19 protein-coding genes and 1 pseudogene are annotated in these 14,810 nt (G+C 44.3%); 1 reads left to right on the top strand and 19 read right to left on the bottom strand.

Features of this window, described 5'->3' with window-relative positions:
- The 9 genes and pseudogenes from Q4G98_RS03425 to Q4G98_RS03385 all read right to left on the bottom strand — a co-directional run.
- Positions 1-832 (bottom strand): annotated as a pseudogene (locus Q4G98_RS03425) (hypothetical protein); the annotation flags it as partial.
- Between the two features lie 13 nt (positions 833-845).
- Positions 846-1,280: a hypothetical protein gene (locus Q4G98_RS03420; RefSeq protein WP_298563421.1), complete on the bottom strand. Its 435-nt coding sequence runs from the start codon at positions 1,278-1,280 to the stop codon at positions 846-848.
- A complete protein-coding gene (locus Q4G98_RS03415; RefSeq protein ID WP_301961835.1) occupies positions 1,280-2,233 on the bottom strand; it encodes a phage tail protein in 954 nt (317 codons plus the stop codon). The genes Q4G98_RS03420 and Q4G98_RS03415 overlap by 1 nt, the downstream gene beginning before the upstream one ends.
- Positions 2,230-3,390: a baseplate J/gp47 family protein gene (locus Q4G98_RS03410; protein ID WP_298563425.1), complete on the bottom strand. Its 1,161-nt coding sequence runs from the start codon at positions 3,388-3,390 to the stop codon at positions 2,230-2,232. Before Q4G98_RS03410 ends, Q4G98_RS03415 begins: the two co-directional genes overlap by 4 nt.
- Positions 3,377-3,802 (bottom strand): GPW/gp25 family protein, encoded by a 426-nt coding sequence (locus tag Q4G98_RS03405; RefSeq protein WP_298563427.1) that lies wholly within the window; start codon positions 3,800-3,802, stop codon positions 3,377-3,379. The genes Q4G98_RS03410 and Q4G98_RS03405 overlap by 14 nt, the downstream gene beginning before the upstream one ends.
- Before the next feature lies 1 nt (position 3,803).
- The gene (locus Q4G98_RS03400) at positions 3,804-4,466 is read right to left on the bottom strand and encodes a hypothetical protein (protein WP_298563429.1); all 663 of its coding nucleotides are present in this window, start codon (positions 4,464-4,466) and stop codon (positions 3,804-3,806) included.
- Positions 4,445-5,239, bottom strand: coding sequence for a hypothetical protein (locus tag Q4G98_RS03395; protein ID WP_298563430.1), 795 nt, complete (start codon positions 5,237-5,239; stop codon positions 4,445-4,447). The genes Q4G98_RS03400 and Q4G98_RS03395 overlap by 22 nt, the downstream gene beginning before the upstream one ends.
- A complete protein-coding gene (locus tag Q4G98_RS03390) occupies positions 5,223-5,819 on the bottom strand; it encodes a hypothetical protein (RefSeq protein WP_298563432.1) in 597 nt (198 codons plus the stop codon). The genes Q4G98_RS03395 and Q4G98_RS03390 overlap by 17 nt, the downstream gene beginning before the upstream one ends.
- Positions 5,806-8,130, bottom strand: a complete 2,325-nt coding sequence (locus tag Q4G98_RS03385) for a phage tail tape measure protein (RefSeq protein ID WP_298563434.1) — start codon at positions 8,128-8,130, stop codon at positions 5,806-5,808. Before Q4G98_RS03385 ends, Q4G98_RS03390 begins: the two co-directional genes overlap by 14 nt.
- 57 nt (positions 8,131-8,187) lie before the next feature.
- Between Q4G98_RS03385 and Q4G98_RS03380 the strand changes: the two genes are divergently transcribed.
- Positions 8,188-8,415: a hypothetical protein gene (locus Q4G98_RS03380; RefSeq protein WP_298563436.1), complete on the top strand. Its 228-nt coding sequence runs from the start codon at positions 8,188-8,190 to the stop codon at positions 8,413-8,415.
- A gap of 165 nt (positions 8,416-8,580) precedes the next feature.
- On the opposite strand, the gene Q4G98_RS03375 is transcribed toward Q4G98_RS03380, so the two are convergent.
- From Q4G98_RS03375 to Q4G98_RS03330, 10 genes are read right to left on the bottom strand one after another with little or no spacing between them, the layout of a single operon-like run.
- On the bottom strand, positions 8,581-8,910 hold the full coding sequence (locus Q4G98_RS03375) for a hypothetical protein (protein WP_298563438.1): 330 nt from the start codon (positions 8,908-8,910) through the stop codon (positions 8,581-8,583).
- Positions 8,911-8,924: 14 nt separating this feature from the next.
- Positions 8,925-9,350, bottom strand: a complete 426-nt coding sequence (locus Q4G98_RS03370; protein ID WP_298563440.1) for a hypothetical protein — start codon at positions 9,348-9,350, stop codon at positions 8,925-8,927.
- Positions 9,351-9,353: 3 nt separating this feature from the next.
- On the bottom strand, positions 9,354-10,769 hold the full coding sequence (locus Q4G98_RS03365; protein ID WP_298563442.1) for a DUF2586 family protein: 1,416 nt from the start codon (positions 10,767-10,769) through the stop codon (positions 9,354-9,356).
- Position 10,770: 1 nt separating this feature from the next.
- A complete protein-coding gene (locus Q4G98_RS03360; protein WP_298563444.1) occupies positions 10,771-10,950 on the bottom strand; it encodes a hypothetical protein in 180 nt (59 codons plus the stop codon).
- Positions 10,951-10,952: 2 nt separating this feature from the next.
- A complete protein-coding gene (locus Q4G98_RS03355) occupies positions 10,953-11,450 on the bottom strand; it encodes a hypothetical protein (RefSeq protein WP_298563446.1) in 498 nt (165 codons plus the stop codon).
- On the bottom strand, positions 11,447-11,908 hold the full coding sequence (locus tag Q4G98_RS03350) for a phage virion morphogenesis protein (RefSeq protein ID WP_298563448.1): 462 nt from the start codon (positions 11,906-11,908) through the stop codon (positions 11,447-11,449). The genes Q4G98_RS03355 and Q4G98_RS03350 overlap by 4 nt, the downstream gene beginning before the upstream one ends.
- A 2-nt stretch (positions 11,909-11,910) precedes the next feature.
- On the bottom strand, positions 11,911-12,354 hold the full coding sequence (locus Q4G98_RS03345) for a gp436 family protein (protein WP_298563450.1): 444 nt from the start codon (positions 12,352-12,354) through the stop codon (positions 11,911-11,913).
- A gap of 2 nt (positions 12,355-12,356) precedes the next feature.
- The gene (locus tag Q4G98_RS03340; RefSeq protein ID WP_298563451.1) at positions 12,357-13,283 is read right to left on the bottom strand and encodes a Mu-like prophage major head subunit gpT family protein; all 927 of its coding nucleotides are present in this window, start codon (positions 13,281-13,283) and stop codon (positions 12,357-12,359) included.
- Positions 13,283-13,696 carry a hypothetical protein gene (locus Q4G98_RS03335; protein WP_293719840.1) on the bottom strand — a complete coding sequence of 138 codons (414 nt, stop codon included), beginning with the start codon at positions 13,694-13,696 and terminating at the stop codon, positions 13,283-13,285. The genes Q4G98_RS03340 and Q4G98_RS03335 overlap by 1 nt, the downstream gene beginning before the upstream one ends.
- Entirely contained in the window at positions 13,696-14,703 is a 1,008-nt protein-coding gene (locus Q4G98_RS03330) for a phage protease (RefSeq protein WP_298563455.1), read from the bottom strand. The genes Q4G98_RS03335 and Q4G98_RS03330 overlap by 1 nt, the downstream gene beginning before the upstream one ends.
- Positions 14,704-14,810: the final 107 nt, after the last annotated feature.

The following is a 14,810-nucleotide window of genomic DNA, read 5'->3' as shown; positions in this document are numbered from 1 at the left end:
TATTACTTGTAGAAGCGTTTGCAGCATGGCTATGTTGCGGCAGTTCTCCGACAGATAACTGATGTTCATGTTCGCCGCCGATACTACCAGCTTGGTATTCTACGCCCCATTCTGATGTGCCCTGTGCCAGCAAAACACGTCCTGCCGGCATTGCCTCCCACGTACCGCCAAAAAGATCTGCAGGCGATGTAGCTACTGTGCTCATATAAATCGACCCAACCGGATAAGATGCCAAGCCAGTATTACCTAAACTTCTAACAAGCCATTTTGCACTTCCGTCAACGATAATGCTATCGGCAGTTAAAATTTCTGGTTCGCTTGAACCAGTTGTGCCAGCTTGCGTACATACTAGATATGACCACGTTGGCCCATCTTTTGGGAATCTTACTTCACCAGTTCCAACACTTTGCTGTGCTTTCCAGTAAAGTTTGAATTCCGCATCATACTGATTTTCTTTCGGTACCTTACCCTGACCATCCAATACCAAAATATTTCCCGCTGCAGTACCAGGTTTTTTACCAGCAACAGTATCGGCATTGCCACCATCAGCTGGTAACTTTTCTGGAAATCCTTCGATATCAGCCTTTTGATGCTTATGCCCATCTTTCGCAAAATAACTTATTCCCTTGCCACCCAAAGTATCCGCATTGCCACCGTTGGCTTTTACACCGTCAGTTTTCATTTTATCAATACTTTCCTTTAGGCGTGCATCATTGCTAAAAAGTTGTTCAAATATCGCATTAAAATTATCTGCAAGATTAAGCGTCGTTCTTGTAAGAGCCTTTTTTACTATACTAAAAGATAAGTCTGTTCTGTAGTTATCATCAGCCATTTATATATCCCTCCTAAAATTCGCAATACCAGTGAAATTTGAGTGTTACGCGATCCTGCTTAGTAACTATCTGCATGCTTTGTATACCGATAAAATCTCCATCTTCATCAATAGCACCAAACTCGGATATCTCTGTACCGTTATATTCAGCACTTTCAACATAAACCATTATGTCTGCAGTTGTTAGCACCGGATATTCCACGCTTTCTACAGGCAGCCTAAACACTTCGCTTCGCAGCGCGTTCATCGTCGGCTCTGGAGGAATTGGTACATTATCCTGATCAACTCCACCCGTACCAAACGCAAGATATTTTATCACCGGGATCCTTCCTGTCTCTGCCAGTGCTTTTGCAAGCTTCTGGCGTATCAAATCTGTTGTAACAATATTAAAAGCATTGTTTGTACCGTCTGCATTTTCCAATGCTGCTGTTTGCCTTAAATCAACCATTACTGTAAAACCTCCAATCCATTACTGATACCGCTCTCGGCATAGATTCTTTCAACCGCTGTCTTTATGTTTACGCCTAATGTATTACATTCTTTCTGCCCATCAAGTTTTAAGCTCCCGTCCAAAAAAGTTTTACCATCCAGCCTTACAGACCGTTCAGGAAACGATATTACGACGGACATATCCCCAAAAACCTCACTACGATTCAGAACATTATTTGTCCACCGCCATCCATCATCAATCAGCTTGGTATTACCGTCTAAAAGACTGCTGCCATCAAGTTTTAGACTACCATCAAGGATCAAAACCGTAGCCCATCCATCGCCTAAAGTAATACTACCATCCAGCTTTAAGCTGCCATCCAGCCTGTATATTTCGCGCAAAGTCCACCAAAAATCATGTTTGGCCATTATATCCGCTTCACACAAAAAGCCATTAGTTAGTTCAATCCGCTGCCCAGGTTCCGGCATAAAATCAAAAACATAGACCGGCAATGTATGGGCAGGTTTCATATCAAAAATAGTTTTGTCCAGTCTTTGATATTCTGCATTGCTCATCTGCAGACCGAATTTAAACCATAAATAAATCGTGAACTTTGCCCATGTTGGCTTGCGTTCGGCGATTTGAAAAGTATAGCCAATCCGCTGCAGAGCGTTGATTATGCCAGGATGTGTGCCTCCTGCAGCATAAATCATGTAGGCAGCAGATACCCTGCGTCTATAATTTGCAAGTGATTCCGAATCAGTACGAAAGATCCCCCGCTCTGCGCCCAACAAGCGCAAAGCATCTTCGGATGCAGTCAATACAATCCACTGCCTACGCAGCAGAAACACCGTTTGCTTTGCACGGTCAAACAAACCGCCAACGACTGAAAAAAACAACTTGATCTCACTGGTACCCTCACGGCGAAAAGGCCTTGTCAAAAGATCCCATAGATAATCATTAAAGTTCATGTTTCAGTCGCCCTTTCAATATTGATATTGATGGTACCCACTGTAGCAAGCTCACTTCGAGCCACTACAACATCAGCTGCAGGCGAATTTATCCGCACATTAAAGACGTGTTGAATGGCCATTAAATACCTAATTAGTCGAGCATTTAAGTAATCATCACCAATTTTTTGCGCTTCTATAGCATCATCGTCATCATGGTAAAAAAAGAATTTTTGGATAACTGTTTCCGCAGCTGTTTTCACAACTTCACTTTCTCCACGGTCTGGGAATAAAAACAGCGTAATGTCGAGATCAACCGTTTTCAAAACAGGTGACAATACCTGTACATCACTGCACTCTGGCCTTTTGGTATCAATATAATCTTTAACGCTTTGTTTCAAAGCCTCTGTCGGTGCTCCTTTAGTACTGGCGATTATCACGTCAACAGTACCATCACCACGCGGATGGGAATCATCTACCGAAACATCTATCACCCCCGGAATCGTATACGCCCACGATTCATATGCTTTTGCTGTAGATCCTGTAGAAAGCTCGTGCCAACGCAGCTTATATCGTTCACGCAGGCTCTGGTCAGATTCTTCATCGGCACCTTCAAGCGTCAGCCAGTCCACGCTATTAGTAACAGCATCAATACCTGGTATATGCGTTACCAATACCCTGATATATCCATCGCCCACGTTATAAGCACTACCGGCAAACTCTGCTTCAACTGGTACCGCAATGCTGGTTTCGCCACTCGCCAAAATCATTTCTTGTGTGACAAAATAGCGCAACTCCTTGCCATCATCCAGTATATTCGTTTTAACGATACTCCCGGCACTTATCACTACAACCATGTTTAGATCATCAATTTCACCGCTCCTGGAAAACAATACCCTGCCCTGTGTTTTCACAGCTATCCTGCGCTTAGCATCAACATCAACAGCTTTCAGATCCAGCCATTTACCTGTAGCATATTCTAAAAACCCCATTGGTATAACGGTCAACAACAAACTATATAACTGCGCCAACCCCCAACAGCATACTTCGACCAGCGTCCTGAAAACACCACCAACAGTCCAGTTTGTTATTTTACTGTCACCTGCAGCAAGCTTTAGTCGCGCATCGTCGATCAGCTCGCTGAAACTTTTAATACCAATCAGCTCACGCCAGTTCATCGGTCACCACCTCCCCTGAAATATCATACATGCCATACCCCAGCACCAAATTAAGCCTATGACCTTCGCTGATCGGCTGCGTGCTTACTTTGCAGCAAATCTTGTTCATGTCCCATTCTGCAATCGCAACCTGTGTAGATCCAATTTCAACACGTGGATCCGCTTCGACAGTTCGTTTTATTTCCTGTTGCAGCTGCAGCTTATTTATAGGTGTTCCTGGCATTTTTAAAAATTTATATACATCCATGCCATAATCAGGATGCCATAACAGGGATCCTTTTGGCGTAGTCAAGGCATGCAACAAGTCTTGCGCAAGGCAGCTTCTACCACTAACCGCCGATATATCACCGCTTGGTTTCACGTTAAAGTCCTGATTGCTTATTGCCATGTCGATACCTAAATATTTTTCCATATCAACCTCCGCAGGTAGCACGACTGCTGCCGCTGGTGATAGTGCCTGTACCGCACGAACACTGCACGCTGTCGCCAACACGGGCAATAGCTGGCCCGCCGTCAGCGATAGCTATATTCCCCCCTGTATCAACGCTTATCGCGCCACCATTGACCGTAATAGTTTTAGCGGTAATTGATAATGCACTTTTATCAATTACCAGTTTACTTGATCCGGTTTCAATTTTTATTTTTCCATCAGGTTCAATAACTACGGCAGTTCCGTCAGCCTGTTGGATCACCAAACTATCAGCCGGATGCTCTGGCACATTATACCCGTCGCCCAATACCGCAGACACGAAAGGCATGGCAGCATCCCAATGATAAAAACCAATGCGCACAACCGTACCACACTTTGGCAAACAGAATATGCCGCGTTTATTACCGGCCCAGATAATATCAATTGGCACATCAGGTATAACCGGCTTAGTAGCATCAACGCTGCCATCCTGTTTTAAAGGTTGCACATCGACGGAATAACGCTTGTTATACTCTGTTACCCTACCTCCTGCAGTATGCAGTTTGACAACCCGCGCTTTGATCGGATACTGGTACCCTGACATCTCCGGAAACATCGACCGCACAATTTTACGCATCAAATCTTTCAGCTGTTTAGAATCCGCCATGTTACCATCATCTCCGCACTATCATTTTTGTAAATATAATTTATTTTTGTTATTACTACGTCAACATCACTGGCCCAATAACGACGATCAATAATAGTAATGACCTGACCATGCCTCAAGAACGGCAACATAAACGTCCGCAAATACCCCTGACTGTTTTCTGTCGGTACCAGCTCCAAAAGGTTCACACCATATTCCAGTGTCAGTACTGGCTCCCCGCTGTTAAATCGTTCAGTTTCCTCCAGTGGCTGCCACACTATTTGCCCTTCCGGTTCCCGATAAAACAACCATTGCAATCCCCAAGCAGACTGCATAAGCCGCTGTGCCTGCAGTATATTTTGATTAGACAAAACAAAATAGTGTTTCAATGGCTGCTTGCTATTACTGATAATAAAATCATCGGCACCGGCTTGATTCAGTAAATATTTCATAATAACCGCTGGCGTTGCGTCCACAAAAGCTTTTACTGTTTTCTCTTTCCGCAAAACTTCCATGAGATCCTTACAGTAAATGGTAATAGTACGCCCCCATGATACATCCTTGACCAACCCGCTGAAACAAAGCCAGGTACCGCTGCCATAATAACCCATGTAAATTTTGACTGGCATATCTTTTAAAATAGCGTCAACATTCACAAACTCCGCAGGAATTTCAATATTGGCCAGATCAATAGGTGTTTCGCTACTGCTGACCACATCCAACCGGTATAATTTATTGACTCTGAAAGAATCAATAAATACATCTATCTGAATATGGTCAAATTGCATCATCATCAACTGCAGGAGATTCAGGCATTGTAACTTCTGAATTGCTTTCGCCCGGATCAGCAATAGCGTCCAAACTAAACTGCTGCTTTTGATACTTTTTAAGATCTGCAGCAGTAAGTTTTTTCCGGCTCTTGACCTTTCCTCTCACTGCCCTTTCTTCGATTTTTACCACAGGCGGCTCCCACTCAATGAAATCAAGCGTAGCCGTAATGTAGTCCTTCCGGTTATCCTCGTTAGTCCTTATACCTTTAAACAGTACTCTATCAATACCAAACGCTGCTGTATGCTCATTGACTATGTTATAAATCTGAGGTTTCGCACTCTTATCCATAGACCGAAACAGCGCTACCAGCTCTTGCAGTTTCTGGTATGGTGTTGACTGTTCATCATTCTGCAGAAGATAAGTAACCGAAACTATTGCATCTTCAAAACCAACCGCCTGCTTTTTAGTGCCACTACTGCCACTTACCGATTTTTGGTCATACTTGACTTCATTGTCTATAGATAATTTTTGAAAGACACCAGGAATAAAACTATCATTGAGTTTGATTTGCCCGCTGGTATCTGTGATCTCAATCCTCATCATCGTCCCCTTCCTGATCTGCAATCATGCGTAACGTCTGCACAAGACTATCTGCATCGTCCATCTTATTTACTTTCATGTTTACATCGCCGTAAATAGCCAACCGACGATCGATCTTTTTGCTGAACCGATCTAAAATAGATTCCTTCGGTTCCCTGCGGCCATTATTTTTATCGACTGGATCCATAGGATCAGCCATTGGCCAAGTAAAAGGCAGTTCAGGCTGCAGTTCAATTCCACCAAAGCCGGTTGCTACCGCCGCCTGCAGCAAACCATATCCCTGTGGCACCCCACTAGCAATCGTTGTCATGATCGCCCTGCCGCTTTTCGTCAGCTGTGACAAAGGGCCTTCTTTTGCGTCTGAAAACGGCAGCATATTACGTACATACTGCAATCCAGCCTTGACCATTTCTGCCGGCCCGGAAAGCTTTGAGGCAATACCTTGCGTAAAAGCATCCCAAAGAGCTGCCCCGCTATTAAAGAAAGTTGCTCCCATATTGACGACCCAGTCGATCAGAGATTGCCAAATTCCAAGATAGGCATTAACGCCATCAGTAGCTGCAGCAACGATCCAATCCCATGCACTAATAGCAGCGGCTTTCAAATCATCCCAATAGTAAATACAAAGAGCAATCGCCGCTACAAGCGCAATTACGATCCATGTAACAGGATTAGCAAGCAAAGCAGCAGTCCATGCCCAGGTAGACGCTATAAGCCCTGGCAATGCTGTTACGGCAGTTATTACTGCTTGCCTTGCCATATTGGCCATGCCAATCACAGCCTTTTTAATTCCTCCAGCTGCGCTTATAGCTGCAGCCTTTCCTGCCGCTGCCATCTGCAGTCCAAAGTTTTTTGCTGCCAAAGCACCTTCAACTAAAGTTCTCCTGGCTTTTCCAATTCCAGAACCAACTGCATCACTTATACTCTTAGCATGCCCGCCTATGTCTGCAGCACGAATCGTATCACATACTCTGCCAATCCCATCACCTATTGTGGCGTAAGTACTTACACAGGTACCACCAAAAGCCACTATGCCACTGACCGCCATCAACAGCGGTGCGCCGATCGCCAGAATACCCGCCGTCAGCATAAAGACAAACATAATCATTGCAGTAAGATTCGGATTCGCTTCTGCGAAAGCAATAGCCATATCACCTACCCAAGCTACTAAATCGGCAAATTTCGGAATAATCGTATTAGCTACAGTACCAGATTCTACTAACTTTTCAGCGAAATTTATCTTAACAGCATCAAGCTTATTTGCTGCTATCTGCATTTTAGAGCTTTGGGAACTTTCCATGATTCCCTGTGCTTCGGCTGCAGCCCCCAAAGAGCCATGTACAGCATCCATCTGCTTGCGCATATCAGCAGTCTTACCGGCAAGCAAAGATATTGTACGCAGACCTTCATCGCCAAAAGCGGCCTTGAAAGCTTCTTGCACTTCCGGCGCCATATCCTTAAAGCTGCCATAGGTATTGTTGATATTTTCAAGGGTAGCTATAAAATCAATACCACCGCTGGCAGACCTTGCGATCTCAAACCCTAATTCAGAACTGGCCTTATTCATTTGACGCATTGCTGCAGCATAAGCAGTACCCGCCTGACCACCAGTAAGACCTGCATTATTCAATGCGCCTACAGCAACATTGATTTCCTCAAAGCTTTGTCCGAATTGCAGCGCAGTAGGAATAGCATATTTCAGGCCTTCGGATAACTGATTGAGATTTTTTATCTGAAAAGCCTGCTGTGTTTTGGTAATGATATCGCCCAGCTTGCCGATTTCCTTTTGCGCATCCTTACTTTTATCACCCATATTGTTATAAGCAACAGCAATCAACCCGGCAGCTTCGGCGGAATCGCCCATCGTAGCACGCGCTGTTCGCATAGCCGTTTCTGTTGCTGCTATCGCCTGCACATCATTGAGGCCCGCAGAAGCCATCTGATACGTTGTTTGGATATATTGGGCAGCACTGTCCCGATGCTTTTTAGACCACTCAACAGCAGCTTTCTGCGTCATCTGCATAGACTTTTGCATGTCACCATAAGAAGATGTTGTAACTGTCTGTAATGCCAGCAAAGCATCTTCAACCTCCATATAAGGCTGTTTAAGGCTGCTTACATAACCATTCATTTTATCCGAAGTCGCACTAACCACAGCCGCAGTCATGCCAAGCCTGGTCCCCCACTCCTGCATACCTCTGCCGTTTTGAACAATTTTCTCAAAATTGGTCAAAGTATTTTTCAGCTTCCGTATCGGTTCGGTCGCTTTGTCTATCACGGTATACATAATAGACAGCTTCATTACTTGATCCATTTGCAGTATTCCTTTCTTGTGATATAATATACTTAAAGAAATGAACGGAGGGATACTATGTTTGATACTGCGTTACTGTTTTTCGGTGTTGGCATCAGCATCGGCATGATGATTGCTATAGTAGTCGGTGCCATCTTAGCAATCCCTGTTGCTTTGATTTTCCTGCACGGCGCATATGAAGTTATTATCGCCCCGATAGCAAAAGGTCTCTGGGAAGGTTTTAGAGAAGGTTATAAAAGGGAATCCACTAATTTTCCTCCGAAAGCGCCCTCCGAATCGCATTGACCATGTTTATATTCTCTCGTTCTTCAAGGCATCTTGCAGATCCGGCATAGTCGATAAAATCATCGTCAGGCAAAGCATCAACCTGTTCAAGCGACAACCGAAAATATTTTGCAATCAACCCTCTGGCCGCTGCCAGAGGGTTTTCCTTTTTATTTTCGTAGTCGTCTACAATGCCTTGGCAGTAAAATTTACTGTGGTACCAACAATCTCCATCAGCTGATTACCAATTGCCGTTACCAATCCCGGACGTTCATCAAAAAGCTGTTGCAAAACTTCTTTTTCCGGCAAAAGTAATACATCAAAAAGCAGCTGTTTGGTAGCATCACCCGTTTTGTCCTTCTTCATCAAAGTAGACTGGAAGCGATCAAACATAGGTCGTGTCGGTTTCCTGATATAGATGTCCTGATCGCAAACATCTTCTTCATCTGCTGTCAGTAAAAATACCTTCCCATATTGTGTTTTCCAGTCCTTAATTTGTTTCTCTGTTACCTGCATTTTAAAATCCTCCATTATTTCCAGGCTTCTTTGCCGTTGATCTTAATATTGCCTAAAATGATAAAGTCCAATTCAATACTGGTTTCTTTGTCGCCCTGTTTGTGACTGTTTTTTCGTTTTGTGAACATACATTGCTCCAATGTATCAGTCTGGATAGCTTCACCGTCTTTAGCATAGCTTGCCACGATGGGCCAGGGTTCCATCTCATAGATGCTGCAGCCTGCAGATTCTTCCATTTTGATAAATTCTTCACGCCGCATCGTCAATTTTCCGGTACCTTTATAGTTACCGCGACCAACGCCGACAGGCTTAGAACCTTTACCATAAAGAGCTTCCAGCTCCCTTTCATCGTCATAATCGATACTGGTAATATCAATTAGTTCGCCATGATCCATATTTAACGTAATACTTTCCCAATCATATTTAATACCTTTGATCAAAGCTTATCCCTCCGCTTCCGTAGTCAAATAAGGATTTTCAAAGCCGATATCGATTTCAATTTCCCGCATGATCGGCACTGGTACGATCCTAATTTTCGTTTTTATTTTACTTGTAGACCAAACATCCTGATCGTCCGGAATAACGACGGTACCGGAAATGATCTCACCCTCACCGATCTGAGAGTTGAGCGCATGACTTAAAAAGGCTTCTAATGCTTTGGGGCCTTCTGCTGGGATTCCTGATTTAACTTTTTTCAGAGCCTGCGACCGTACCAGTTCACAGCTGTGATCCATTACACGACGATTTTCTTCCTGTTCATAATCGCTGCCGTTTTCACTCATCATCCGGCCATTGGTAATGTAGATACCATTTAAACCAATAAACTTGCGAACTGTAGTAAAACCGGCATTATCCAATGCCAAAATTTGTGCATTATTGAGATCTGCAGGCTGAATATTCACAACACCATTTAACCCGCCTTTTTCTACAGCGCCCGGAGATTCCTGGCGTTTTAATGTCGAGATCTGGCCGCGAATGATGCCATGCAGATTTCTTACTACCTGCTTTCCTGTAAGCATATCAACAACAGTACCAAAAGCAGCACACACACCTACACGGGTAGATGCAAAATTAGCACGTGCATTGCTTAGATATTGGACCCATTCATCTGTAGTCTGGTTTCCAGACTTATACGGTGCGTCAGCTTCAATATAGCAATAGCGGTAGTCTGCCTCTGCCTGTTTGGCCAAAACATCCAGCGCTGTCCAAACTGCAGGATCACTTTCCCCACAAACATGGATACATTCATAAGTCAGAGCAGAATCCAATAACACCTGTACTGCAGCAATAATATTGCCTACAGACGCTTGCGGTGCGGTGGTTTTGAATTTCCAAACAGTACCGGCAATAAAATCACCGGTAAACGTCATTTCCAGTCCGGTATCAGCCAAGGTATATTTCCCAGTAGACGGAACAGTAATGCGGTCACTGTAGCTGCTTCCACCATCCAAAGAATAACGGAAGGATGCAGCATTTAATGCACCGCTACCGGTAATTTCAACAATGACATCATAGGCATCCAGCGGCTTGCTTGCTGATTCAACCTTCAAAGTGCTGGTATCACCGTCGGCTGCAGTTTTTACAACTTCGCTGATAGTACCAGGAATATCAGCGGCAGCTCTTACGGCATAAATCGTTTTGCTGCCGCCGGTAAAGGAATCTGCCAAAGAATCAACCAGCACGCCACTGCCAAAATTTGGAACGATCTGATCGGAATCAGACAGCAGTGCAATAGTGTTTTCCCTGCCTTTACTAGATACACCGACTTTAGCAATAATACCAGCACTGCCTCCTGGCAAAATACCAAGACCATAATCTGTAATACTTAAATAAACATCCGGCAATCTGTTCGCAGTCATGTCAAACTCCTCTCAATGGGCCTTTTACAAACCCATTAACAGCGGCTTGATACTCTTTTAAAGTTACTTCCTTGCCGCTGACCCAATTTCTTCTTACTTTCACACCAGCCAAAATATGTGCCGGTGTTTTTTCCTGTTCTGACCATACTTCAATAGTTTTTAACACATCTTTTTCTGCCATATTTACCTCCTGATAATCTCCGTTTCCAGCTCAACAGCTGTGATCAACGGTACTTCACGCGTGATATACACCCCGCCTACAGCAACAACTGTAATGATCATTTCATTTTTCATTGCTACCTCACTGTCTGCAGGATCACTACCAGATTCACCTAACGATAATTCAATATCGTAGCCATAATCATCTTTGATCCGGCGTGCGAGGCCGATCATAAATGCAGCGCTTAACGCACATAATCTGTCTAAATTGTCAGCGGCTATCCGCACGCTGGCCTCTAAAGTCACTTCAGACTTTTTATAGTGATAGGTACGCCTGCCGTCCCTATCAACATATGTAACTTTTTCATTTTTTGTTTCGTATTTGGCAGCTTCCGGCATCGAAACCAAGGCCCACTCTTTAGGCTTTGCGACCCCTGCATCTTTGGGATCAGTAAATACCTTGGCACAGCCTATTTCCATTAAATGCTGCTCTAAATACAACTTGACCGGTTTTCGTATCATTTCATTGCCTCACTGATCGTTTCCCTAAACAAGCGCATGATCTCCTGTTTATCATCGGCACTGATTCCGATAAAAGGTCGTGCCGGTATTTTCACTGACTTTTTCATAGCCCACCTGCTGCCAACCTTAAAGCGCAGGAATTTAGCTTTTTTAGCCCGGATAGTACCACCTTTCTGGTGTATCCTGGCATATTTTACGTTAGTACCTACCTCAACACCAGCACGGCTAAAGCGTTTGGTTATAGAATTTCTGAGACGCCTGGATTCGACCAAAGTTTGCCCGGTACCTTTGCGGCCTCGTTTCCACTTGCTGCCGTTTGGCGCACGTCCATTCTTAAAACGCTCATGAGTTGTACTGATCAAAACTTCACCGATATTCTCATGCAGTTTTACAAAATCAACATTTTCCAATCGATTCAGCACTTTAGTCAGCTTTTTCCAATCTCCATGCACTTCCACGTTTAATAACCTTTCATCTGATCACGCGAAAACAGCCTCTTATTCGATGCAATACGCAGGTTAGATGTGCCAGCAGTGTTGCTACCAGAACCGCCAGAATTTACTCCCGGCAGCTCTACAACACCTTTAGCGACTTTAGTCAGATATTCAATGGCCATTTTATAGCGTATATAGATTACATAATCCTCGGATTCTTCCGAAAAATTAAAACCCTGGCGGCTGAAAATATGGAACAGAGCCATATCAACGCAGTACTTTTGTAATACTGCAGGTACATTTTTAAGTGGCAGCTTATAACGGCAGCAGTACGAATCAATCTCAGAGGCAGCCTGACTGATTCCGTATTCGATCACATCAAGCTGTAGCTGGCCGTTTTCATCGCTGGCAACGCGTTCCAAAACTTCCTGCCTTACCTGATGCTGCAGATCCGCTAACGTGCAATACATGATTATTCACCTTCTCCAGTGCTGCCATAAGCCAGCTGCCACAAGGTATACCCGGCATTACCACGTGCCTCCACACCATAGATAAATTCTTTGTTCATAAATACGCGATAATCATCAGGAGCTGTCATGGCCACAAACTCCGGTGCTTTACGACGCTGGAAAATAAGCGGTTTGATTGCTTTAGTCGTATCCAGCAAGAACCACGCCTTGGGCGCGGCGGCAAGCTGCGGTACAACCAGAACTTCTGCAGTGTCCTTATACACATTACTTTCAGGCACATAGCTGACCTTACCATCTGCACCCGTATATTTTTGAGCGATATTTTCGGCTTTCACAATTTTGCGGGCAACGCCTTCCAGGCTGGGCGGTACAACCAAAAGATTCGGCACCAAGCCCAAAGGCTTAACCTTTTCATTGGTATAGCTCATGATCGCTGTCCTGGCTTCAACGTAGCTTTCTACATCCAGCGCAGCCGTACTCATATTGCTGATTTTTTTCTTGCCGATCAAATGATCAGCGCTGAAAAACGGTTTCCCGTCATAGCATTTTTCAGAAAAACCAGCGGCCAACGCAGCATAAACCAGTTCATCCGGCCACATCGTTGCGGCAGTACCCATGCCCTGCACCAACGGAGCATACACACCATAGGTATCATCTTCAATATCGTCACGGTTTACAGTCACCGAATCTTCAAATGGCTTGTTGTCCAACGTATAACCATTCGCTTGCAATTTTTGCAGTACGCGTTCGCCTATCCACTCTTTAAGACCCGGCATAGCTCCCAGCCAGGCGTAGGTTTCCGACCGGGTGGAAGATGGTACCAACATCGCCAGCTGCTCCCATGTCGGTTTGGCCATTCCAATACCTTTATTAAAAAGAGTATTGAACGAATTTTGAATACCAAGTAAATTTTTACTGTTTACAATCATCAGTTAGATCCTCCAATCTCAACCCAAACTTTATCGCCAACAATTTCAACTACGATACCAGCTGCCGACCGTGTAGCCGCATCACCACTTTCACGATCTTTAGCCGCTACCTCACTGGCTCCAACTGCATAGCAGGGTTTAAAAACATGTTCCTGCTTGATCATATCGGCTCCAGTTGAATTATCAAGTAAAAATAACCCCTTGCGCCGTACGCAAATATGTTTCACTTCTGTTTCCGCAGCAACGGTACTTTCAGCAATACCAATAGTAACCAGACCAGTTTCTTCTGCTGCGGTTTTTGCATACCCTGTACTGTCAATAACTACCATGCAGCCTTCTTCGATAGTAGTTCCAACATTCACCGGAAGTACTACAAACATACCTTCACGCCACTCTGTAACTCTTTCAGCCATTATTTTTCCTCCTGTTTTCCATATTTTTTCAAATCATCGGCGGTTAATCCCAAATTTTTATGGATCAGCATTTCCTGGTCATCTGCATCCTGTTTCGGTTTCACACCTTCACCGCCAGCCACTTCACCGATAGGCACGACAGCTCCTGAAGCAGTCATCGCCAAAAATCCTCTAAATCCCTCTGGATCCTTTAAAGCGTAAGTTTCTGCCCATTCCTTCTGTGCCGGTGCGATTTTGCCGTCTTTCAAGGCCGCAGTGACCAGTTCATCTTTTACTTTTTCTGCCAGTTGCGTCTGTAGCTCCTGGTATTTTTCCACCTTCACAAAACCCGCAGGATTCTTCATCGCGATGATCTTACCTTTGATTGCATTGATGTCGGCCTTATCATCGACCTCCAACAAATCGCGCAGTTCCTTATTGATGCTGACCGATTCTTTTTCCAGCAGCGCCTTAACAGCTGCAGCAACATCAGTTTCTGATGCCGTTTCCGGCAAGCCCAGCATTTGAGCTAACAGTTTCAAAAATTCCATATTATCCTCCATTTCATCTTCAAGATCGTTTTTAGCTACCAAAGGGATCATACCATCTATAGCCGGGTCATTGGTTAAGGCCGCACTATGCAGAGCTACTGCCCTGTGATCGGAAGTCCTTACCATGATCACCGGCGACAAATACCGGTATTCCTTGTTAGCTACATAGCTGCCACCACGTTCAGTCCATTCCACAACGCCGAACAGCCCTTCCCCTTTTCTGTATTCCAGTGCTTTGATCCAAGCCGCTGCAGGTGCCTGTACGTTGTACAAAGTCTGATGTTCGTAATCTATCACCAGATCATTCTTTTTATTTTCATAACGAGCCAGCAGTTCATGCGCGGCCTCATCATCAAAAATAAAATTGCCCTTGGTACTTTTTACTTCGCCATACGGTATCAGCATGATTTTTGCAGGTGGCCCGCTGGCATCACAACAGACTGTAATACATGGCACTGCAACTTTTTTCAATTTCATCCGGTTGCTCCTTTCCTTTACCCCCGTTCAAAACCCCTTTAATCGCCTTCAATTTACTTCAAATTTCAGTATAAGGGTAATTTATCACGTGGCATTCTTGACTATGC

Source organism: uncultured Phascolarctobacterium sp., from assembly GCF_958349595.1.
GTDB lineage: Bacteria > Bacillota > Negativicutes > Acidaminococcales > Acidaminococcaceae > Phascolarctobacterium.
This window is presented reverse-complemented; position numbering and strand designations above follow the sequence as displayed.

What these genes read in the sequence shown, in the direction of transcription:
- Q4G98_RS03400 (WP_298563429.1), bottom strand. Translation starts at nt 4,466, where the DNA reads ATGGCGGATTCTAAACAGCTGAAAGATTTGATGCGTAAAATTGTGCGG.
- Q4G98_RS03340 (WP_298563451.1), bottom strand. Translation starts at nt 13,283, where the DNA reads ATGATTGTAAACAGTAAAAATTTACTTGGTATTCAAAATTCGTTCAAT.
- Q4G98_RS03420 (WP_298563421.1), bottom strand. Translation starts at nt 1,280, where the DNA reads ATGGTTGATTTAAGGCAAACAGCAGCATTGGAAAATGCAGACGGTACA.
- Q4G98_RS03395 (WP_298563430.1), bottom strand. Translation starts at nt 5,239, where the DNA reads ATGATGATGCAATTTGACCATATTCAGATAGATGTATTTATTGATTCT.
- Q4G98_RS03365 (WP_298563442.1), bottom strand. Translation starts at nt 10,769, where the DNA reads ATGACTGCGAACAGATTGCCGGATGTTTATTTAAGTATTACAGATTAT.
- Q4G98_RS03375 (WP_298563438.1), bottom strand. Translation starts at nt 8,910, where the DNA reads ATGCAGGTAACAGAGAAACAAATTAAGGACTGGAAAACACAATATGGG.
- Q4G98_RS03410 (WP_298563425.1), bottom strand. Translation starts at nt 3,390, where the DNA reads ATGAACTGGCGTGAGCTGATTGGTATTAAAAGTTTCAGCGAGCTGATC.
- Q4G98_RS03335 (WP_293719840.1), bottom strand. Translation starts at nt 13,696, where the DNA reads ATGGCTGAAAGAGTTACAGAGTGGCGTGAAGGTATGTTTGTAGTACTT.
- Q4G98_RS03390 (WP_298563432.1), bottom strand. Translation starts at nt 5,819, where the DNA reads ATGATGAGGATTGAGATCACAGATACCAGCGGGCAAATCAAACTCAAT.
- Q4G98_RS03415 (WP_301961835.1), bottom strand. Translation starts at nt 2,233, where the DNA reads ATGAACTTTAATGATTATCTATGGGATCTTTTGACAAGGCCTTTTCGC.
- Q4G98_RS03405 (WP_298563427.1), bottom strand. Translation starts at nt 3,802, where the DNA reads ATGGAAAAATATTTAGGTATCGACATGGCAATAAGCAATCAGGACTTT.
- Q4G98_RS03380 (WP_298563436.1), top strand. Translation starts at nt 8,188, where the DNA reads ATGTTTGATACTGCGTTACTGTTTTTCGGTGTTGGCATCAGCATCGGC.
- Q4G98_RS03330 (WP_298563455.1), bottom strand. Translation starts at nt 14,703, where the DNA reads ATGAAATTGAAAAAAGTTGCAGTGCCATGTATTACAGTCTGTTGTGAT.
- Q4G98_RS03360 (WP_298563444.1), bottom strand. Translation starts at nt 10,950, where the DNA reads ATGGCAGAAAAAGATGTGTTAAAAACTATTGAAGTATGGTCAGAACAG.
- Q4G98_RS03345 (WP_298563450.1), bottom strand. Translation starts at nt 12,354, where the DNA reads ATGTATTGCACGTTAGCGGATCTGCAGCATCAGGTAAGGCAGGAAGTT.
- Q4G98_RS03385 (WP_298563434.1), bottom strand. Translation starts at nt 8,130, where the DNA reads ATGGATCAAGTAATGAAGCTGTCTATTATGTATACCGTGATAGACAAA.
- Q4G98_RS03355 (WP_298563446.1), bottom strand. Translation starts at nt 11,450, where the DNA reads ATGATACGAAAACCGGTCAAGTTGTATTTAGAGCAGCATTTAATGGAA.